The 20,479-nt window shown below is 49.0% G+C and carries 18 protein-coding genes and 1 other RNA gene; 6 read left to right on the forward strand and 13 right to left on the reverse strand.

Features of this window, described 5'->3' with window-relative positions; all coding sequences use genetic code 11:
• Positions 1–58 precede the first annotated feature (58 nt).
• Complete coding sequence (gene plsY / locus QOR60_RS03025) at positions 59–688, forward strand: glycerol-3-phosphate 1-O-acyltransferase PlsY (RefSeq protein ID WP_283581879.1); 630 nt, start codon at positions 59–61, stop codon at positions 686–688.
• Positions 689–766: 78 nt separating this feature from the next.
• On the opposite strand, the gene hslU is transcribed toward plsY, so the two are convergent.
• From hslU to QOR60_RS03060, 7 genes are all read right to left on the reverse strand, one after another.
• On the reverse strand, positions 767–2,191 hold the full coding sequence (hslU, locus tag QOR60_RS03030; protein WP_283581880.1) for an ATP-dependent protease ATPase subunit HslU: 1,425 nt from the start codon (positions 2,189–2,191) through the stop codon (positions 767–769).
• 12 nt (positions 2,192–2,203) lie between these two features.
• Complete coding sequence (gene hslV, locus QOR60_RS03035) at positions 2,204–2,746, reverse strand: ATP-dependent protease subunit HslV (RefSeq protein ID WP_283581881.1); 543 nt, start codon at positions 2,744–2,746, stop codon at positions 2,204–2,206.
• Between the two features lie 29 nt (positions 2,747–2,775).
• On the reverse strand, positions 2,776–4,920 hold the full coding sequence (topA, locus tag QOR60_RS03040) for a type I DNA topoisomerase (RefSeq protein WP_283581882.1): 2,145 nt from the start codon (positions 4,918–4,920) through the stop codon (positions 2,776–2,778).
• A gap of 64 nt (positions 4,921–4,984) precedes the next feature.
• The gene (gene dprA / locus QOR60_RS03045; protein WP_283581883.1) at positions 4,985–5,842 is read right to left on the reverse strand and encodes a DNA-processing protein DprA; all 858 of its coding nucleotides are present in this window, start codon (positions 5,840–5,842) and stop codon (positions 4,985–4,987) included.
• 61 nt (positions 5,843–5,903) lie between these two features.
• Positions 5,904–6,668, reverse strand: a complete 765-nt coding sequence (locus QOR60_RS03050) for a ribonuclease HII (protein WP_283581884.1) — start codon at positions 6,666–6,668, stop codon at positions 5,904–5,906.
• Positions 6,652–7,431: a glutamate racemase gene (gene murI / locus QOR60_RS03055; RefSeq protein ID WP_283581885.1), complete on the reverse strand. Its 780-nt coding sequence runs from the start codon at positions 7,429–7,431 to the stop codon at positions 6,652–6,654. The genes QOR60_RS03050 and murI overlap by 17 nt, the downstream gene beginning before the upstream one ends.
• Position 7,432: 1 nt before the next feature.
• On the reverse strand, positions 7,433–8,203 hold the full coding sequence (locus QOR60_RS03060; RefSeq protein WP_283581886.1) for a DeoR/GlpR family DNA-binding transcription regulator: 771 nt from the start codon (positions 8,201–8,203) through the stop codon (positions 7,433–7,435).
• A gap of 240 nt (positions 8,204–8,443) precedes the next feature.
• Between QOR60_RS03060 and QOR60_RS03065 the strand changes: the two genes are divergently transcribed.
• From QOR60_RS03065 to QOR60_RS03075, 3 genes are all read left to right on the forward strand, one after another.
• Positions 8,444–9,937 carry a DHA2 family efflux MFS transporter permease subunit gene (locus QOR60_RS03065; RefSeq protein ID WP_283581887.1) on the forward strand — a complete coding sequence of 498 codons (1,494 nt, stop codon included), beginning with the start codon at positions 8,444–8,446 and terminating at the stop codon, positions 9,935–9,937.
• Positions 9,934–10,671, forward strand: coding sequence for a DUF4811 domain-containing protein (locus tag QOR60_RS03070; RefSeq protein ID WP_283581888.1), 738 nt, complete (start codon positions 9,934–9,936; stop codon positions 10,669–10,671). The genes QOR60_RS03065 and QOR60_RS03070 overlap by 4 nt, the downstream gene beginning before the upstream one ends.
• Before the next feature lie 276 nt (positions 10,672–10,947).
• A complete protein-coding gene (locus QOR60_RS03075; protein ID WP_283581889.1) occupies positions 10,948–11,457 on the forward strand; it encodes a hypothetical protein in 510 nt (169 codons plus the stop codon).
• 45 nt (positions 11,458–11,502) lie between these two features.
• On the opposite strand, the gene QOR60_RS03080 is transcribed toward QOR60_RS03075, so the two are convergent.
• The 4 genes from QOR60_RS03080 to QOR60_RS03095 form a co-directional block, all read right to left on the reverse strand.
• Positions 11,503–12,636, reverse strand: coding sequence for a THUMP domain-containing class I SAM-dependent RNA methyltransferase (locus tag QOR60_RS03080; RefSeq protein WP_283582013.1), 1,134 nt, complete (start codon positions 12,634–12,636; stop codon positions 11,503–11,505).
• A 75-nt stretch (positions 12,637–12,711) separates the two neighbouring features.
• Positions 12,712–13,085, reverse strand: an RNA gene (gene rnpB, locus QOR60_RS03085) — RNase P RNA component class B.
• Positions 13,086–13,111: 26 nt separating this feature from the next.
• Complete coding sequence (gpsB, locus tag QOR60_RS03090) at positions 13,112–13,447, reverse strand: cell division regulator GpsB (protein ID WP_283581890.1); 336 nt, start codon at positions 13,445–13,447, stop codon at positions 13,112–13,114.
• Between the two features lie 52 nt (positions 13,448–13,499).
• Entirely contained in the window at positions 13,500–14,063 is a 564-nt protein-coding gene (locus tag QOR60_RS03095) for a DUF1273 domain-containing protein (RefSeq protein ID WP_283581891.1), read from the reverse strand.
• A 121-nt stretch (positions 14,064–14,184) separates the two neighbouring features.
• Between QOR60_RS03095 and recU the strand changes: the two genes are divergently transcribed.
• Positions 14,185–14,787 (forward strand): Holliday junction resolvase RecU, encoded by a 603-nt coding sequence (recU, locus tag QOR60_RS03100; RefSeq protein WP_283581892.1) that lies wholly within the window; start codon positions 14,185–14,187, stop codon positions 14,785–14,787.
• Between the two features lie 34 nt (positions 14,788–14,821).
• Complete coding sequence (locus QOR60_RS03105; RefSeq protein ID WP_283581893.1) at positions 14,822–17,026, forward strand: transglycosylase domain-containing protein; 2,205 nt, start codon at positions 14,822–14,824, stop codon at positions 17,024–17,026.
• A 61-nt stretch (positions 17,027–17,087) separates the two neighbouring features.
• Here the strand turns inward: QOR60_RS03105 and QOR60_RS03110 are convergent, their stop codons facing one another.
• Together QOR60_RS03110 and pheT are read right to left on the reverse strand one after the other, a co-directional pair.
• Entirely contained in the window at positions 17,088–17,981 is an 894-nt protein-coding gene (locus QOR60_RS03110) for an EamA family transporter (RefSeq protein WP_283581894.1), read from the reverse strand.
• 82 nt (positions 17,982–18,063) lie between these two features.
• The gene (gene pheT / locus QOR60_RS03115) at positions 18,064–20,475 is read right to left on the reverse strand and encodes a phenylalanine--tRNA ligase subunit beta (RefSeq protein ID WP_283581895.1); all 2,412 of its coding nucleotides are present in this window, start codon (positions 20,473–20,475) and stop codon (positions 18,064–18,066) included.
• Positions 20,476–20,479: the final 4 nt, after the last annotated feature.

A 20,479-nucleotide genomic window follows, 5' to 3' on the forward strand; every position in this document is an offset into this window, starting at 1 on the left:
GGTACTTACCGCCTTTCCATGCTAGAATGAAGGGGCATAAACTGAGGAGGAATTAGCAATGCTTACGGTGAAGGTGATTTTAATCCTGCTAGGCGGTTATCTCCTAGGATCAATTCCGTCAGGCGTATGGATTGGAAAGCTTTTTTACAAAAAGGATATTCGTAACTTTGGCAGCGGCAATATGGGGACAACCAACGCCTTCCGGGTACTGGGAAAACGGGCTGGCATTGTCGTTTTCTTAATGGACATGCTTAAGGGATCGGCAGCAGTGGCACTTGCCATCATTTTGCACGCACCGTTTAATCCTCTGCTGGCCGGAATTGCCGCAATTATCGGGCACGTCTTCCCGCTCTTCGCTAACTTTAAGGGCGGAAAAGCCGTTGCAACCAGCGCCGGTGCACTTCTTGTTTACAATCCAGTTCTGTTTGTGATTGGGTGTGCTCTCTTTGCCGTAACGTTATACCTCACCAGTATGGTCAGCATGGCGAGCCTCACGTGCTTTGTGGTCGTCACCATCCTGGCATTCCTGATGCACGATTATTTCTTAGGCGTAATCGGATTGCTGGTGACAATCTTTGTCTTTATCCGTCACCGCCAAAACATCAAACGAATCGAAAACGGTGCTGAGAACATGGTCTCCTTCGGACTGGGTTACCAGCGGCGGCAGCAAGAACATAAGGAAAAGTAAAATTGAAATCCAATAAAAAAAACGGTGGTCTCCTTCACGTTGGGGAACCACCGTTTTTTTACTATTCGTTGTTTATGATTACAAAATGTACCGACTAAGATCCTGGTTCTTTGCAATCTTGCCAATCTTTTCGTCCACGTACGCTTCCGTGATGGTAACCTCACCAACGCCCATATCTGGGCCTTCGTACAGTAGATCCTCAAGGAGCCGTTCCAGAATGGTGTGTAAGCGCCGCGCTCCAATGTTATCCGTATCATGGTTAACATCATATGCAATCTGAGCGATCCGCTGAATGGCTTCAATCGTAAACGTTACCTTCACGTTATCGGTTGCGATTAACGCCATGTACTGCTTAACCAGCGCATTTTGCGGTTCGGTAAGGATTTTCACAAAGTCATCGACCCCTAAATCGTCAAGCTCAACCCGAATTGGGAAACGCCCCTGGAGTTCTGCAATCAAATCACTTGGCTTACTTTCATGAAACGCCCCCGACGCAATGAACAACATGTGGTCCGTGCTGACCATTCCGTACTTCGTTTTCACCTGTGAACCTTCAACAATCGGCAGAATATCACGCTGAACCCCTTCCCGGGAAACCTCACCGGAATTCCGCTGACCAGTTGCCGTAATTTTATCAATTTCATCGATGAAAACAATTCCCGCATTTTCCGCTCGTTTAATGGCTGCCTCTGCAAGGTCCGCATCATTAACCAGCTGTGCTGACTCCTCCCGGATAAAGACCTCCCGGGCTTCCGCGACCGGCATTGTCCGGGTAACCCGGCGCTGCGGAAGCATTGATTGCATCGCGCTTAAATCAATGCCCATCTGCCCGAGCATATCATTGTTTCCTACGCTTTGACCCGGATCAGTCACCTGGATAGTAACGTCCTGCTGTTCAAACTCACCGTTTTGCAGTTGCTGCCGAACCCGCTGCCGTTCTGCTTGAACCTCCGGTGAAAGGTGGTCTTCTTCCGTTTCCTGTTGCAGCGCTTGACTAAAGTCAGGCATCTTCCCCCGTTGCAGATCGCGCATCATTGCCGTAAACCGTTCCTGGGCCTGCTTTTGCTGGTCAGCAGACGGCTTGGCAGGCACAAGCACCCGCACAAGGTCCTCGTCAGCGCGTTGGGTTGCTTTATCCCGTACCCGGGCAAAGGCAGCATCCTGTTCCATCTTATATGCCACTTCAACAAGATCCCGGACCATCGATTCGACGTCACGGCCAACGTATCCAACTTCCGTGAACTTCGTTGCTTCAACCTTAACGAACGGAGCATTCACAATTTTGGCAAGCCGCCGGGCAATTTCGGTTTTCCCTACTCCCGTTGGGCCAATCATCAAGACGTTTTTCGGGGTAATCTCATCCCGCATTGCGGCCGGAACCTGCATTCGCCGGTACCGGTTACGCAGTGCCACAGCAATCGACTTTTTGGCTGCGTCCTGGCCAATCACGTACTTATTCAGCTCAGCTACAATCTGCTTGGGCGTTTTATCCATTTCATCCATCTTAAATGCCCCCTAGAGTTCCTCTGCAATGATGTTGTGGTTAGTGAAAATATCAATTCCCCCAGCAATATCAATGGCCGCCTTAGCAATATCAACGGCCGCCATCTCCTTGGCGTGCCGCGTGAGCGCCTTGGCTGCTGCAAGGGCATAGTTTCCCCCTGAACCAATGGCGAGAACATCCTCATCGGGTTCGATGACCTCACCTGATCCCGAAACAAGCAACAGGTTATCCTTATCCATTACGATTAACAGTGCTTCCAGCTTTTGAAGGGCTTGGTCCGTCCGCCACTCCTGCGCGAGTTCAACGGCCGCCCGTTGCAGGTTTCCGCTGTATTCTTCAAGCTTTTTTTCAAACCGTTCTTCGAGGTTAAACGCGTCGGCAACGCTTCCGGCAAACCCCACCACAACCTTATTGTGGTAAATCCGCCGGACCTTGCGGGCATTGTTCTTCATAATCACCTTTTCGCCCATTGTTACCTGACCGTCCCCTGCCATTGCAGTATGGCCGTTATGCCGCACAGCACAAATTGTCGTCGCATGAAAACTAGTTGGCACGATTAATTCCTTCTTCCCTTAATGATTCACTATTTCGGCTGAAGCTCCTCAGCGTAATCACAACTACTGCACTTTACCTGGAGTCCCTTCCGCGACTTCTTTTCTACTAGGTACGCCCCGCATTTCGGACAATTCCGGCCAACCGGTTTGTCCCACGAAACAAAATCGCAGTCCGGATACCGGGAACAGCCATAAAACAATCGGTTCTTCTTCGACTTCCGTTCAAGAACGTCGCCCTTACCACACTTGGGACACGTCACCCCAATTTTCTTTGTAATTGCTTTGGTATTGCGGCAATCCGGGAAGCGACTGCAAGCGTAAAACTTCCCGTACCGCCCCATCTTAATGACCATCGGTGCTCCGCAGACATCACAGTCAATGCCTGCCGGTTCGTCCTTAATCTTAATCGCCGCAACCTTCTTTTCCGCGGTTGCCACTTCCTGAGCAAAGGGTTGGTAGAATTCGTCAATGACCTTAACCCACTGCCGCTTTCCCTCTTCAATATCGTCCAGTTCCTGTTCAAGGTTAGACGTAAACTTAACGTTTAAAATATCAGGGAAACAGTCTTTGATAATATTATTGACAATAATCCCCAGTTCAGTTGGTGCAAACTTCCGGGCCGTTAACTTAACGTAGTAACGCTTTTGGATTGTACTCAACGTTGGCGCGTATGTTGATGGCCGCCCCACCCCGTTTTCTTCAAGGGTTTTGATCAAAGCGGCTTCCGTATATCGGGCCGGTGGTTGGGTAAAGTGTTGGTTTGGTTGGTTGCTTACTAGCGTCACCGTATCGCCCGCTGCCAAGTCAGGAAGCTGGTTATCCTTACGCTTAGCATCCTTATACACCTTCATGAATCCCGGAAACTTCATCTTTGAACCGGTGGCCCGGTACTGGACGTTGTTCTGTTCCAGCGTAACCTTCATCGTATCAACAATTGCCGGCGTCATTTGGCTCGCCACAAACCGCGACCAAATTAACGTATATAGCCGTAACTGGTCCTTTGTTAGGTACTTCGCAATTGAATCCGGCGTCCGCATTACCGATGACGGCCGAATTGCCTCGTGTGCATCCTGTGCGCCCTCCGGTAATTTCCCCCGTCGCGGTTTCACGGCCGCGTATTCTGCACCGTACTCATCATTAATAAACTGCGCCGCTTCATGCTTAGCAACCGTTGAAATCCGGGTTGAGTCGGTCCGCATGTACGTAATCAAACCAACCGCACCACCGCGGCCAATGTTAATCCCTTCGTATAGCTGCTGGGCGACCATCATCGTTTTTGCCGTGCTAAACCGGAGAGCATTATTAGCTGTCTGTTGCATTGTCGACGTGGTAAACGGTAAAGCCGGGAACCGCTTGCGCTCCTTCTTTGTAACGTTTGTTACGGCAAACGGCTGCCTTGAATCAATCCGCTGCATGACTTGCTGAACAGCTTCATTGTTTGGCAGGGCCGTCTTCTTTCCGTCAACCCCATAAAAAGCAGCGGTAAACTTAGCCCGGTTCTTCTTGAACTCGGCATCGATTGACCAGTACTCTTCCGGTTTAAAATCCTTGATTTCCTGTTCCCGTTGGATAATTAAGTTAAGCGCAATGGACTGCACCCGGCCGGCTGACAATCCCCGCTTAACCTTTGCCCATAATAACGGTGAAATGGAATATCCCACAAGCCGATCCAACACCCGCCGGGCCTGCTGTGCATCAACCAAGCTCATATCAATCGCCCGGGGGGTCTTAAAGGCGTTCTTGACCGTATCCTTCGTAATTTCGTTGAAAACAACCCGGTTTTTATCCTTAGGGTCAAGTCCAAGAAGGTAGGACAAATGCCAAGCAATGGCCTCTCCTTCCCGGTCGGGGTCAGATGCCAGGTAAACGTGGTTCGCTTTCTTCGCTTCTTTCCGCAATTCTTTAATTACCGGACCCTTTCCCCGAATTGAAATGTAATGCGGGGCGTAATTGTTTTCAACGTCAATTCCCATCGTACTCTTAGGGAGATCGCGAACGTGCCCAAGACTAGCCATTACTTTATACCGTGATCCCAGGTACTTTTGGATAGTCTTAGCCTTTGACGGTGATTCAACAATCACGAGGTTCTTTTTCACCCGCCGCCGGGTCGTTTTTCGTTTCGTTGTTTTCTTTTTCTTTGTGGTTGTCGTTGTTGCACTCGCCGCTTTCGGCATCGTCACCAACTCCTTTTCGCATATCAAAATCGCTTTTCATCATATGCTACCACAATTATTACTGTCAAGTTAAACCAAATTCTTCCATTATATTTGCAGAATTTAACGCCGGGGTCGCCCCCGCCCGAATTAACTCGTTTGTCCCCATTGATGTTGGGGCGGTAATCGGTCCGGGAACCGCCCACACATTGCGGTTGGCCTGAAGTGCGAAATTGGCAGTAATGAGACTTCCACTCCGCAACCGTGCTTCCGTTACGAGGGTCGCCTGGGTTAGCGCTGCAATTATTCGGTTCCGCTCGGGAAAATGATACCGGCGCGGGCCGCTTCCCGGAGGATATTCACTCAGTAATACGCCACGACGAGCAACCTTGGCCTGAAGCACGGCGTTTTCTCGGGGGTAGGCCTGATCTAATCCTGTTCCAATAACTCCAACCGGTATTCCCTGAAAACGACAGGTGACTGCATGAGCAACCTGATCTGCTCCCCTGGCCAACCCGCTCACGATTCCCACTCGGTGCTGAATTAACGGCGGCAACAAATGTTCTAACACCTCACGGGTATAATCAGTACACCGCCTGGCACCAACCACTGCTAATAACGGGCGGCATAAGCGTGTCAAGGATCCCCGGTAAAATAACACTACTGGCGGTCGGTAGCTCTCCCGTAAAAGGGCGGGATACTCATCATCAATAATTGTGACTATCCGTCCTGTTTGCTGGCACCTTTGCCACCGTTTTACCAGGAGGCCTTCCTGTAATTCGCCTTGCCACCGGGCAGTCTGACCGGCGGAGAAACCAAGGAGTGCGGGAATCATCGATAAAGACGGAACCTGCCGGGTGTGGCGAATAATTGTAATCAACCGCCATTCCCGTACTAGCGTTCGCAAACTACTCAAATGAAACATAATTAACAACCCACGCACTAAAAAACACTTCCTTTCCGCTCTTCCTACTGAATAGATACGCAAAGAAAGTGTGATTCTTTCATTTATTAAGCCGCTTCGCAACCGGAGAAAAGGTCCGCCGGTGGATGGGCGTTACTCCCTGGCAATCAAGCCCTGCCAGATGCTCCTTTGTTCCGTAACCGGCGTTCTGTCCAAAGCCGTAACCAGGATAAAGTTCATCATAGAACTGCATTAGCCTGTCCCGGAAAACCTTAGCAACAATGCTAGCAGCCGCAACTGAGGCCGACTTGGCATCGCCCTTAATTAACCGTTCCTGGGGCAGGGCAACCGGTACCTGCATCGCATCAACAATGAGATGGGACGGCGTTACTGCAAGGTGATCCACTGCTTCTTTCATCGCAACTCGGGTGGCCTCATAAATATTAATCCGATCAATCAGTTCGTTTGAAGCCGTTCCAACCGCAACAGCGACGGCCTGACTTAAAATTTGCCCATATAAGTGTTCACGAAGTGGCGCACTCAGTTGCTTAGAATCGTTCACCGCAACTAAATTAAAGTCATGCGGTAAAATAACCGCCGCCGCAATAACCGGACCAGCTAAAGGACCCCGGCCAACTTCATCAATTCCCGCAACGTACTTGTTCCCCGCCTGCCACAGGCGCCGTTCAATCACTAACCGGTGGTCAAAGGCCTCCTGAGCCCATTGCTTTTTTTCTTGAAGCCGCTCATACTGGGCAATTAGCCGCTGGACGCCTTTCCGGGAATCCGTTCGAAGAGCCACCACCTCCGCTTCAGTTGGCTCAGTCTGCAGCCATTCCCTAATTTCTTTAATCGTTCTTTTCATTAAATAACCGCTCGCTTAACTGAATCATCGCTGAGGTTGCTGTACTATTTTCAAAAACAACCCGACCTGCTTCCTGCTGAGGATTAAGCAACTGCTTAGCCTCTAACTGTCGCCGCAATTCCCTAGCTGTTCCGGCACCACCATCAATAATTGGGGCCCCCGGCCGCACCTCCTGTGCAATCGCTGCCCGAACAAACGGAAAATGGGTGCATCCTAAAACAACGGCTGCAGCTGTTGTCGCGTATGGTGCTAGTAACTTATGAAGGTACGCGTGCACCGCGGGCGTATCAGTTGCCCCCGCCTCAACAAACTCAACTAAATCAGGAGCAGCTAACGGGACAATATCCGCTTGTTGGCGGTAGCGTTTTGCTAACCGGGTAAACTTTTCTTCCCGCAATGTCAGCGGCGTCGCCATTACAACAACCTGTTGTCCGGGATGACGCTCCACCGCGGGTTTGACCGCTGGCTCAATTCCAATAATCGGCAGTGCGGGGTACTTTTGCCGCAAAAGCGTCGCTGCTGCACTCGTTGCCGTATTACATGCAATGACAATAGCCTTAACGCCCTTAGTCAACAGGTGAGTGACAACCGCTTCGCTCAGCCGTTGCACCTCCGCCGTTGATCGGGGACCATACGGGGCGTTTGCGGAATCCCCAAAATAACAAAAATCTTCATGCGGAAGTTCCCGTACGGCCGCACGTAACACCGAAATTCCACCGACCCCCGAATCGAAGATCCCAATCGGTTTATCCTGTTGCTCCATCCTATTCGCCTCCCTGTTCGTCGCCAACAACCCGAATTTCAGTCTCCCGCGGGAAAATCGCCCGCTGTTCTGCTGTCAAGCGCCGGTCCGTAATAAAGAGGGAAACCTTTGCTGGGGAACAAATCCGGAAATACGACTGGTTCGTAAACTTCTGGTGCTCCGCCACCAAAATCACTTTCCGGGCCCGGCGAACAGCCATCCCAACAATCTGCGCATCCTCTTCATCTAGTAGATATAATCCGTGCTGGTCAATCCCCGAAGCCGCGATAAACGCGGTATCAAAGGCAATATTATTGAGTTCTTCGATGGCGTCGTGGGAATAGAAAAACCGGTTATCATGGTTTAACGTTCCGCTTAGAACCTTCACTGTCACCTTGCTCCGCTCCGCTAACGCAACGCAGTTATCCAGCGAATGAGTCATAATTGTCACCGGCATGTTAAGGTTCTGACAGGTTTTAAGCAAAATCGTTGATGAATCAATAAAGTAAACGTGGTGCGGTTCAAAGTATTCCGCCGCTGCCACTGCAATCTGTGTTTTCTGTTTAGTAAAACGGGACAACCGGCTTTGAAAGTTAGGAACACTCCGGCCAAAGTCCAACGGCAAAATTCCGCCGTGTGTCCGCCGGACCTCTCCCCGCTTAGTTAGCAGGACAATATCACGCCGGGCGGTATCCTGTGATACCCCAAACTCGTGCATAATATCCCGCGTTGATAATTCCTGTCGTTCTTCTAACAGCTGTTTGATTAATGCAATTCTTTTTTCCTGACTCACCTGACGCCACCCCAAGACACTTTTTCTTAATTATACCCTATTTTACAATTCAACCGCCGACCCTGGAAAGATGATTCTTTCATTGACAATTAAAATCGTCCAGTGTAGAATGACAAATTGTCACATGACATAATGTCATATTAATTAAGTCTCTGTAAAACCATTCGTCGCTTTAGCACTTCCGTTAGCTAAGTGCTAAAATGGAGATTAGTTTAAAATGATTAATTCGAGGTGAATTACATGGCAAAGATGAAACCTGCAACCGACGTTCATGGTAAGCCATACAGTCGGTTCCTTCTTTTTATAACCCTAATTATTGGTGGGTTTGTTGGTTTTCTTGCCGGAACAATGTTGGGAACAGCTTACCCAACGTTTATGAGCAAATTTGGAATCGAGGCTTCAACCGTCCAGTGGCTCTCCACCGGATTTATGCTGGTAACCGGGGTAATGATCCCAATTACCGCCTGGTTAATGAACCGCTTCAGCTCAAAGCTTCTTTATATTGTTGCGATGATCCTCTTTACAGTGGGGATTACGATTTCGTACTGCGCAAACAGTTTCGGATTATTGCTAACGGGCCGGCTTGTTTCCGCCGTTGGTGCCGGGGTAATGACATCCCTCATGCAGTCAATTGCCCTCACGATTTTCCCGGTTGACAAACGGGGAACAATCATGGGAATTGTTGGGCTTGCAGTTGGGATGGCGCCAGCGATTGGCCCGACTCTTTCGGGATGGATTATCGATACCTTTAATTGGCGGATGATCTTTGGAATCTTAATTCCAATTTCAATTATTGATATCATCATGGCATTCTTCTTTATGCGGACTGTTCTTGAGTTGTCCCACCCTAAGATTGATGTCCTCTCTGCCGTACTTTCCGTAATCGGATTTGGTTCGTTCTTGTACGGAACGTCCGAAGCCGGAACGGACGGTTGGGGCTCACTCCAAGTCCTGTTAGGCTTAATTATCGGCGCCATCTTCATCGCCCTCTTTTGCTGGCGGCAAGTCAAACTGGGCGACGAGGCTTTCTTGGACATTCGGCTTCTCAAAAACTGGCACTTTACGATTGCTTCCATCCTTGGATCAATCGCCCGGATTGCCCTGGTTGGGGTTGAACTAATTCTCCCAATGTACATTCAAATTGTCCGGGGACAAACCCCGTTCCACTCCGGGTTAATGTTACTTCCTGGGGCACTGATGATGGGGTTAATTAACCCAATTTCTGGTTTCTTGTATGACCGAATGGGGGCTAAGAAGCTCGCAATGACCGGGTTAGCAATCCTTACGTTAGGGACGTTTAACTTCATCACGATTTCAACAACGACGCCAATGATTGAAATTATCGTACTCTACGCCGTCCGGGTTGTTGGGGTTTCATTTGTCATGATGCCGGTTAACACGGCCGGAATGAACGCCCTTCCCCTTGCAAAGATTAACGATGGGACGGCCGTTAACAACACCCTGCGGCAGGTTTCCGGCGCAATCGGAACGGCGATTTTCACAACGGCACTGACCAACGTTCAGGACCATATGGAGCCGGCCCATCACCTGCTTCACACGGCTCCGTTGGAATACAAGCACCAGATGATTAGCGCCGCCCTTGGGGGATACCACATGACGTTCTTCCTGGCATTCCTCTTCGGGGTGCTTGGAATCATCATTGCGTTTTACTTCAAGGATATTAAGCGGAAAGCTGACCTTCCCCTCGATTCAAAGGATGGTGAAGTGGCATGATTTTAATTATTCTTGTGATTGCACTGTTACTGTTCTTAGTGCTGTCAATCCTGTGGCACCGCGGTCGCCTGCTAAAAACGATCGTTTGCAGCGGACTGTTTATCATGGCAATTGCCTGTTCCCTCACACTGATGCTTAATGATGTCAGTCATCTTGGGATGAAGACGGTTGCGGTTTCGACCACAACAAAACTGCAACCAACAATCAACCCGAAGAAGCTTCCCGTTAACCTGCTAATGTACAAGCAGTTAGGAACGGGGAACGAAAAAATTTACCTGTACAAACCAACTGCTACAACCAAGATTCACCACACTGATGCGGACGTCTCTGCGTCAACCCAGGTTGTTCGTTCTGCCCATGCTAAAACAGCAACGGTAACAGTCACCAAAACCGAATACCGCACTAAAAACGTATTTTGGCACGTTCTGTACTATGGCCTTGGTTTGGAAAACCAGGTTAAGCAGCGGCACTACCGCTTTACCGTTCCGGCTAGTTGGAAGGTCGTGAGTGCCTCGCAGCTTAAGCGCGCACAACAGCGGTTAAAGCGTGATAAACCTGCCATTGCGCAGGCAATGAAACAACAAGTGCCACCACTTGTTAAGCAACAGGTTGCCCAGGCCATGCAAAAGGACCCAACAATGAGTGCCCAGCAACGGACCCGGGTAATGCAGCGCGCAGAACAACAGGCTAAACAACGGGTAATGCAACAATTCATTGATAAGGCACTACAATAATTAATAAGGAAGCTGGAACATCAGTTGCAGTCTCCTTACTATTTCTGCATCCCAAACTAAAAAGACGGGTGGAGAAGAAGGTCGCCAACTAACTACCAGAACAATCCTCAATGATTCGTTCAGTTGGCTGCTTCCGCTCCACCCGTTTTCTTTAGTTTGACGAATACCTTTTATAAGCAAATTATTTTAATTCGCCTGCTTTCTTTACTTATTCTTTAGAAATATCAATTTTATGGTATACTGGTTTTATCGCTGACGAAGAAAGGAGCGTTTTAAATGGTACCGGGAATGCCGGAACGGCTGTTAATCATCAATAGCCTCGTCATTATTCTCATTACAATCAACTTTATCATTCAAACAACGCTCCTTCTCACTAAGATCTACCGGGGGAAGGTGGCCGTAATTCCTCACGGGCGGGTTCGTCTCCGGTGTAGTGCATGTGGCGTCGAATACAATATTGACTTCATTACCACGCACCGGTACCGAATTAACCGCATTATTACGGACGACCCTAACGTTATTAGTTTTACTGAAACGTGTCCGGCCTGCCATCAATACTGTCCCCAAGAGGTCGTTGCTGATCCTGCCAAGGTCGTTCCCGTGGCTGCTGGCCGGATTGATCCATCCTTTAAGCGGTTTTTCCTCTACGGCGCAATTCCCCTCCTCTTCTTAATGTACTCATCGGGTGGGTGTTGCATCACGTTTACGATCATATACATCATCGGAATGACGATCATCACTGTCAAGCATTGGTGGGCAAATGAGCATAAATCAAACAACGACTAATAAACCATAGTTGGTCTATTAGCCGTTACTTCGTCATTCCGTTATTTATTTCACCTTTTTACCCCAGTACTGGAAAAGGTCTGTCCGTAGCCGTCCGTTATACAACTTCCGACGCTTTGTAGCGGGTTGTCCGTAGAACCGCTCAAATTCCATATCACCGGTCAAAATATACTTGCTCCAACTTGTTAGTGGACGATAAACTTCCCCCATTTGCGCGTACAGTTTTCTAGCCGCCTGACGATCCCCTAATCGTTCACCGTACGGCGGGTTCGCAACAATGACCCCATTCTTTTTATCGGTTTTAAAATCCTTTGCGGCCATTTGTTTAAACGTAATGCTGTGGAATAACCCCGCCTCCTGAGCATTTTCCCGGGCAATCGCCACCATTCGCCCGTCAATATCGTACCCAGTAATGTCCAACTCCCGGCCATAGTCTGCAGCGGCGTCCGCAGCCGCCCGCTCATCGTCACTGACCTGCTGTGGCAACCATTCCCACTGTTCGCATACAAAATCACGGTTAAAGCCCGGTGCAATGTTATGCCCAATCATTGCTGCCTCAATCGGAATTGTTCCCGAACCACATACCGGATCGACAAACGGCATTTCCGGATACCAGTGCGCTAGCAAAACTAACGCTGCAGCCATGTTTTCCTTTAACGGCGCATCCCCCTTATTAACCCGGTAACCCCGCTTAAAAAGGCTTGATCCGGTCGTATCAAGGGTTAGGAGTATCCGGTCCTTATTGAGCGCAATCTGAACGGGATACTGCGCGCCGGTTTCAGGAAGGCGTGTTCGGCGGTGAAAGACAGTTTGCAGGCGGTTAACAATCGCCTTTTTTGTAATTGCCTGAACACTTGGAACGTTATGCAACGCTGACTTCTGTGACTTCCCCGTAACGGGAAACGCAGCGTCAACGGGCAGGTAGCGTTCCCATTCAATCGCGTTGACGTGATCGAATAATTCACTAAAGGTTCGGGCGGAGAATTCAGCAACAACGATTCGAACCCGGTCCGCTGTTCGCAGCCATAGGTTTGCCCGTATTATATCTTGGATGGTGCCACTAAAACGAACCCGACCGTTTTCCACCCGGACATCATCATAGCCAAGGTGGCGAAGTTCATTTCCAGTCAGCGCTTCAATTCCCGCCGCACACGTTGCAATTAACTGATACCGTTCCACCCGTAATTCCTCCATTTTTATTGAACATAATAAAAGGGCCGTGACAACAGTCACGGCCCTCCTGAAGATGTAGGCCTCTATAAGCCACGTTCCGTACGTCATCCAGTCTCAGGAAACTGAAATCGGTGGTAATCATCTATCTCCGAACTGTTAACCAGTTCGCCCCCATGATTAGTTCATTTCCGTCATGAAGCGCCCCTACCAAAATTTGGGTTACCTGCTCGCAGGGTTTACCGCGTTCCACAACCGCTGTTTCCAACGGTCCTCGTCTCTGTGGCACTTTCAAAACTACTCAGGCATAGCCAAAGGCCGTAGCCCTTTCGTTTGCCGTCACCGTTAAGGTGCCCCGCCTTATTTTTTCAGCGAGTACGATCACTACGGGCATCGCAGCCCGTGCAAGCTTGGACTTTCCTCAGCCTACTCAAGGTAGACCGCGATTACCAGAAACCTACATCAGAGTTAACACTAATTAAATTTAGAAGTGGTTCCCCTGAGAATCATTCATCTGGGAGCCAAACACCCGCCGCTCGAGGTTTGAAAGACGCTTGAGAATATCCATGTTAGCAGCCCCAGCTGATGGCCGAACAGTTTGTCCTGACTGACCAACCGCAACCTGCTTTGTGAGATCATCAACCTTCTTCTTTAAGCGGTCGTTCTCCTCTTCAAGTTGCCGGGTAACCTTATTAAACTTCTCATAGTCCTGAATCACTTGATCCAAAAACTCATCGACGTCTTCCGGGTCGTATCCCCGCATTTTAGGCTTGAAGTGCTTATCAACAATTTCCTTCGGCGTAAGCTTAATATCGTTCATTCGTCTAACACTCCATTATAAACTCAATTAACACCTACATTATAGCTACAAGTTACCATGATTGCAAATCATTCTTCGCCGCTGCATACTCGGTCGCAGCGCTCTGCAATTGATCCATGTCAATCAACGTACACGGATAATCATGTTGCTGTTGCCACCGCTCAATCGCCGCGTAATCGTATTTGGGTTTCCCCGGATATTCCTGGTCATACACCAACAAAGCAGCGTCCGTATGGGATAACATAAAACGTTGGTAATCCCGTAACTGGGCTGGCGACTGGTAAGGTTGATCGCTGACGTTTGCGTGAAAGTCAACCTGCTGTTGCAGGGTTGCCAACTGCAACTGCTTATTCTCTTTCCACCGGTGGGAAAACTCGGCGTACGGTAACATCATTGAAATGTGCAACTCAGGATATTCATTCCGTAAAGCAACCGCCGTCATTGCTGCCCACTGTTCAACCCCAAGCTGTCCCCCGGTAATCACCCATTCCAAGCCATCATCAAAGGCGTTAATAAATGCTCGTTTTAGCGCGAAACGGATCACCGCTACTCGGGGATCATCGTTATTAAAAATTGGAAACTCATAGCTCCGGTAACCCGTTACCCATAGCCGCATGGTGTTCCTCCCTCGACATAATCGTACCTTTATCCTACCGCATTCCCCCACTAAAGACCACTTCCTTTTGATTCCCCCCGGCGTCCTTGCTATAATGAACGGGATAAGAAGGTGATGTATCATGGCGTTAAAGTACCCTGACGGGCGGCCATTCCAGCAATCAACCCCATTATCACGTTCTAAGCGCACTTCGGTTCAGTATGGTAACCGGGGAATGTCACTTGAACAGGAAATTAACGAAACTAATAAGTATTACCGTGTTAACGGGATTGCTGTTATTCATAAAAAACCCATTCCAATTCAAATTGTGAATGTTGATTATCCCAAGCGAAGTGCAGCCGTTATCCGGGAAGCCTACTTCAAACAGCCCTCAACAACCGACTATAACGGTGTTTATCAGGGACACTACCTCGACTTTGAGGCAAAGGAAACCCGGAACAAAACTGCCTTCCCGTTAAGTAATTTTCACGCACACCAGGTTGATCACCTGAAGGCCTGTGTGGCACAAAACGGCATTTGCTTTACAATTGTTCGCTTTACCGTTTTAGATGAACTCTACTTAATGCCTGCAGCAACGCTGTTTCGCTATTGGGACCAGCAGACAAGTGCAACGGGACGTAAGTCGATTCCCCGTGAGGTAATTGCCGCCGAGGGAATTAGCCTGCAATACGGTTTAAATCCCCGCATCCCGTATCTCGACGCTGTTAATCAACTAATCAGGTAACACAGAAATTAAACGAAGGAGTATGGTACCTAACATGACTGAACAAGATTCACATTATTCGAGGACGGCCCGGCGTCAGGCTCGTGAGCAAGCGGAACGGCGAAATCATCCCCACCGGAAATTTCACCGCTTTTTAGGCTGGACGCTTGGTATTCTGGCCTTCCTAATTGTTGCTGGCAGCCTCCTTTTTGTTACGTATGCTAGCACCGCCCCGAAATTATCAACTTCTCGACTGGCAAGTCCAGAAATGACGACAATTTACGCAAGTAACGGGAAGAAAATTTACACGTTAGGGAGCGAAAACCGGCAGGTCGCTAAGCAAAACCAAATTCCCCAACAGCTAAAGGACGCGATTGTGTCGATTGAGGACCGCGGTTTTTACAAGCAAAGGGGAGTAGATCCTCTCCGGATTGTTTCCGCAGCGTTTTCCAATATCTTTCACCCGAATGCCATTCAGGGAGGAAGTACGCTTGACCAGCAGTTAATCAAGCTCTCGTACTTCTCAACCAGTAACGCTGATCGGACACTCAAACGGAAAGCACAGGAAGCATGGATGGCCGTTCAGCTTGATAAACGTTACAGTAAGGACCAAATTATGACGTTCTATGTGAACAAGGTTTACATGGGATCTAACTGTTACGGGATGCAGACGGCAGCGCATTACTACTACGGAAAGTCCCTTAAGGACCTGAACCTAGCTCAGACCGCAACAATCGCAGGAATTCCTAATGCCCCGTCCTCTTATGACCCGTTGATTAATCCTAAGCTTGCAACCCAACGGCGGAACCTTGTTTTGGACGCAATGGTTCAAAATAAGAAGATTTCTTCTGCTCAAGCAGCCGCGGCAAAGCAACAGAGTATTACCGCCGGGCTTGTTACGAATCATGCAGCCCAAAACGACGAAAACTCTAAGCGAGAGCTGGTAGCGGACGCCTACATCCAACAGGTTCTGCAAGAAGCTAAAAAGCAAGGCTATGATCCAGATAAGGGAAATCTCAAAATTTATACAAACTTGAACTGGAATGCACAAAAGCGGCTATACAATATCGTTAATACCGATAATTATGTAAGCTGGCCTAATAACCGTGTCCAAATTGCTTCAACTGTTATTAATCCACGTAACGGCAAGGTAATTGCTATGATTGGCGGGCGTGGAAAACAGACCGCCTTTGGATTAAATCGCGCTGTTCAAACAAATAGGTCAAACGGTTCAACTGCCAAGCCCCTATTTGATTACGGCCCAGCTGTTCAATACCTTCACTGGGCAACATATCATCCATTAGATGATAGTCCATTTAAATACCCTGGTTCAAATACAAGTTTATACGACTGGGACCATAAGTATAAAGGAAAAATGACAATGCGCCAAGCGCTTGATCAGTCGCGTAATATCACAGCAGTTAAGGCTCTCCATGCCGTTGGATTATCACAGGCCCAAAAATTTATTTCGAATCTAGGGTTTAACGGTAATAAGTTTGATAATTATACCTACGGAATTGGAATCCCATCATCAACACTACAAAATGCCGCCGCTTACGCTGCCTTCGCAAATGGGGGAATTTATTACAAACCTCAATTTATTAGTGAAATAAAATCTTCCGACGGAGATGTTAAAGACTTTGATGCGGATGGAAACCGTGCAATGAAGCCTGGTACAGCATACATGATTACAGATATGCTAAAAGGCGTCTTACAAGGTAATGGTACTGCCACTGATGCAAAAGTTCCCGGCTTGTATATGGCTGGAAAAGACGGTGAAACGTCCTATCCGCGTGACCGTAATACAGGATTCCCTTCCAACGCATGTATGGATGGCTGGATGAATGCATATACTAAGAACTATTCTATCTCCGTGTGGGTTGGCTATGATCACCCGTTTAAGCCTGGATGTTACTTAACAACTGACGCACGTCTATCGCACTATGTTGTTAAAAACGAACTCCAGTATCTGTCAGAGTTTACTACAAACACCGACTGGGTTCGGCCATCAAGCGTGGGGGTCAAAACGCTGAATGGCGTTAAACAGCTCTACTGGATTGATTATCCTGATCCTGATATTTTTGCGGGTAATTCATCCGGGGCGTTCTCACATAGCGGCCACGACAACGGCCACTCGTTTAGCATGAGTTTTAACTTCGACATGAGCCATTCGAATTCAGATGGGAATAGTTCTGCCGTTTCACAGGTTAATAACAACAATCAAGGAGATAATTCGCCCCAAAATGATTCCAATCATTAGGGTCAATTAACGCCCCCACGTACGATGCGTGGGGGCGTTCTTTACCCTAATGACTGTAAGATCACTCTTCGTTTGGCTGATAATTTAACCCAATTACGGCAACAATGATCACTAATGAACCAATGATCGTTGCTACGCTTAAATGCAAGCCCAAAACAAGCACCGAACCCACTGTTGCTGTAAGGGGCTCGAAGGCATCCAACATGCTGGCAACTGTCGGGGAAATGTACTTTAACACGGTTGTAAAGGTAATAAACGGAATCACGGTTCCAATAATGATAATCATCAAAAACATTACTAATACCCGCGGAGTTAACGCAAACGTTATTCGGGTTGGTGAGACAACTTCAAGGCCAATCCCTGCAATCACCAGCCCCCACCCCGTAATTTCCATGGATGAGAAGTTCTTTAACAACGACCGCGGAATCAACGTGTTCGTTGCGACCCCCACGGCTGAAATGAGCCCGTAAATTAAGACTAACGGTGTGATTGCCAGCTGCGTAAACCGCCCGTTGGTTGCCACGACCACCACCCCAATAAAGGCAGCAACCGCACTAATTACCTCCAACCGCGACGGAATTTCATGGTGCCGTACCGCCATGTATAACATGATGAAAAACGGGCCGATAAACTGAAGAATCGTTGCAATCGAAGCGTTCCCAGCCTTTACCGCCATAAAGTAAAATAGCTGAACGGGAATCAGCCCTAAGATTCCGTAACTAATAATTGTTCCCGCGTCGTGCCACCGGTGCCAAATTTTTAACGGATGTTTGCCCGCTAACCAACCAACTAGCAAAATGGCGATTCCCCCGATAATCATGCGCACCTGTGTCACAATCATCGGTGAAACCCGCGGACTAATCGCGAATAACATCTTAGCAAAGATTCCAGAAATCCCCCAACATGTCGTTGACATGATTCCCAGGAGAACCCACGGCCACTTTCGCCCTTTCATAACCATTCCTCCCATAGTTCATACACCAAAAAGGTCATAGCCACCGCTACGACCTTTAGTTCATTCATTCCTTAACTTAAACCTACCGCACCTCAACGTCAAATTCATCCTGCAACTTCCGGATAATTTTATTAAACGACCGGTTAACATCCTCATCAACCAACGTCTTCGTTGGGTCCCGGTAAACCAGTGTGTATGCTAGCGACTTCATACCTGGCGCCATCTTATCACCCTGGTAAACATCAAAGAGCCGCACGTCTGTAAGGCGCGCACCGCCGTTTTTAACGATGCACTGCGTAAGCTGCTCATTTGTTACGTCTGTCCGAACGGCTAACGCAATATCCCGCGTCACTTCTGGGAACTTGGAAACGGCGGTATACTGCTGCTCATCCTTTGGAAGGTGGAAAAGTGCGTCTACATCAAGTTCAAAGACGTACGTGCGTTTGAGATGGTTTTCCTTAGCGATGTCTGGATGAACCTCACCCACAAAGCCAACGAACGTCTCACCAACGTATACATCTGCAGTCCGGCCCGGATGCATTTCAGCATGGGAACTAACCGAAACATACCGTTCTCCGCTAATTCCTAATTGACGAAGAAGGTGTTCAACAATCCCCTTTGCAACGTAAAAATCAACTGGTTGTTTGGGTTGGTTCCATCCTGGCTGACGGAATAAGCCCGTTAATACTCCAGCAACGTGTTCCACTTCCTGTGGACGAACATGTTCGCCATCGCCAAGGAACACCCGCCCCTGTTCGTATAGGGCCACATCCTGAACCTTCCGGTGGACGTTGTACGCTGCATCGTCTAATAACCCGCTCAGCAGGTTCATCCGCGCTGTCGTCCGGTCAGAACTCATCGGGAAGGCTAATTCAGTGGCCGTGGCCGGCGCAAACATAAACCGTTGTGCCTTCGTTGCGGTTGTCAGCCCATACGAAATTGCCTGGTCCAAGCCGGCCTCCTGCAACGCCTGTCGAATTGAACGAATAAACCGTTGCTTAGGAGTACGAGCTCCCGGAGTTGTCGCCCCAACCGGAAACGTTGCAGGTAGGTTATCGTAACCATAAATCCGGGCAACCTCTTCGATTAGGTCGGCCGGAAGACTAATATCCCACCGGAACGGCGGGATGCTTACGGTAAACGTGCCCGCCTTTTCCGTGACGGTAAACCCTAGCCGCTTGAATATTGCAGTCACTTCAGTTGCTGTTAGTTTGGTTCCCAGCACATCATTAATGCGCTGCAGTGACACCGTCACGGTCACATCGGTGGCAGTGTGCCGGGTAGCCTCCAAGATTCCCTGAGCAACCTGCCCGTTAGCGTTCGTCATAATTAGCTGAGCCGCCGCATCGAGGGCCGCAACCACTGCAGCCTGATTAATTCCCCGTTCAAACCGCATTGCCGCTTCAGTGTGGAGGTTCTCTCGCCGGGATGTTTTCCGAATTGCCGTTGGGTTAAAGACCGCCGCTTCAAGAACAACGTCTGCGGTATCATTCGTAACTGCCGTCCGGGCACCACCCATGATACCTGCTAACGCAACCACTTCGTTAGCGTCCGCAACAACCACGTCGCCGGTCTTCAGTTTCCGTTCCGTTCCGTCAAGCGTTGTAAGACTTTCACCCTCCTGCGCCTGCCGGGCCGTCAACTGCTTCCCAGCAATTTCATTGTAATCAAAGGCGTGGAGCGGTTGCCCATACTCCAACAGAGCATAGTTAGTTGCATCGACAACGTTATTCACTGGCCGAATTCCCGCATTCCACAACCGAATCTGCAACCACAGCGGACTCGGGGCCACGTGGACGTTCCGAATAACGCGGGTCAGATACGTTGGGGCCACCTGCTCGTCAGCAGCAACACTCAGTAACGAATCGACTTTAACACCGTCATCTTCCTTAACGCTAACCTCCGGCAAATTAACTGGCCGGTCGTACATTGCACCCACTTCCCGAGCAACGCCCCGCATGCTCAGCATATCCGCCCGGTTTGGTGTAATGTCAACGTCAATGATATCTTCGTCCATTCCCAGGTACTTAAAAACGGGGTCTCCTGGGACAGCATCGTCCGGTAACACATAAATCCCATTCACGTATTCCTGCGGGACAACTGCTTCCGGAAAACCGATCTCTTGCAGGGCACAAATCATCCCCATTGAAACGATGCCGCGCATTTTCCCCTTCTTAATCTTCTCATTGCCTGCAATCCGCGAATTTGGAAGCGCAACAATGACCTTTTGGTCCGCAGCAATGTTCGGCGCCCCGCAAACAATCTGGTACGGTTCATCTTCGCCAACATCAACCTGACAAACATGCAGATGGTCTGCATTCGGGTGCTGCTCAACCTTAAGGGTGTGCCCCACCACAATCTTCTTTAAACCTGTTTCCCGTCGACTAGTTCCGTCAACTTCAACAGCTGTCCGCTCAATCTTTTCCGCCAACTCTTCCGGCTTAAGGTCGGCAACGTTCACGTATTCGTTTAACCACTTCGTTGAAACTTTCATTTGT

Origin of the sequence: Ligilactobacillus hohenheimensis, from assembly GCF_947381805.1 — a bacterium.
GTDB lineage: Bacteria > Bacillota > Bacilli > Lactobacillales > Lactobacillaceae > Ligilactobacillus > Ligilactobacillus hohenheimensis.

Excerpts from the sequence above, each read along its gene's own strand:
- plsY (WP_283581879.1), top strand. The coding sequence starts at position 59 with ATGCTTACGGTGAAGGTGATTTTAATCCTGCTAGGCGGTTATCTCCTA.
- QOR60_RS03075 (WP_283581889.1), top strand. The coding sequence starts at position 10,948 with ATGGTACCGGGAATGCCGGAACGGCTGTTAATCATCAATAGCCTCGTC.
- recU (WP_283581892.1), top strand. The coding sequence starts at position 14,185 with ATGGCGTTAAAGTACCCTGACGGGCGGCCATTCCAGCAATCAACCCCA.
- QOR60_RS03070 (WP_283581888.1), top strand. The coding sequence starts at position 9,934 with ATGATTTTAATTATTCTTGTGATTGCACTGTTACTGTTCTTAGTGCTG.
- pheT (WP_283581895.1), bottom strand. The coding sequence starts at position 20,475 with ATGAAAGTTTCAACGAAGTGGTTAAACGAATACGTGAACGTTGCCGAC.
- QOR60_RS03065 (WP_283581887.1), top strand. The coding sequence starts at position 8,444 with ATGGCAAAGATGAAACCTGCAACCGACGTTCATGGTAAGCCATACAGT.
- hslU (WP_283581880.1), bottom strand. The coding sequence starts at position 2,191 with ATGGATGAAATGGATAAAACGCCCAAGCAGATTGTAGCTGAGCTGAAT.
- QOR60_RS03050 (WP_283581884.1), bottom strand. The coding sequence starts at position 6,668 with ATGAAAAGAACGATTAAAGAAATTAGGGAATGGCTGCAGACTGAGCCA.
- QOR60_RS03095 (WP_283581891.1), bottom strand. The coding sequence starts at position 14,063 with ATGCGGCTATGGGTAACGGGTTACCGGAGCTATGAGTTTCCAATTTTT.
- gpsB (WP_283581890.1), bottom strand. The coding sequence starts at position 13,447 with ATGAACGATATTAAGCTTACGCCGAAGGAAATTGTTGATAAGCACTTC.
- topA (WP_283581882.1), bottom strand. The coding sequence starts at position 4,920 with ATGCCGAAAGCGGCGAGTGCAACAACGACAACCACAAAGAAAAAGAAA.
- murI (WP_283581885.1), bottom strand. The coding sequence starts at position 7,431 with ATGGAGCAACAGGATAAACCGATTGGGATCTTCGATTCGGGGGTCGGT.
- QOR60_RS03110 (WP_283581894.1), bottom strand. The coding sequence starts at position 17,981 with ATGAAAGGGCGAAAGTGGCCGTGGGTTCTCCTGGGAATCATGTCAACG.
- QOR60_RS03105 (WP_283581893.1), top strand. The coding sequence starts at position 14,822 with ATGACTGAACAAGATTCACATTATTCGAGGACGGCCCGGCGTCAGGCT.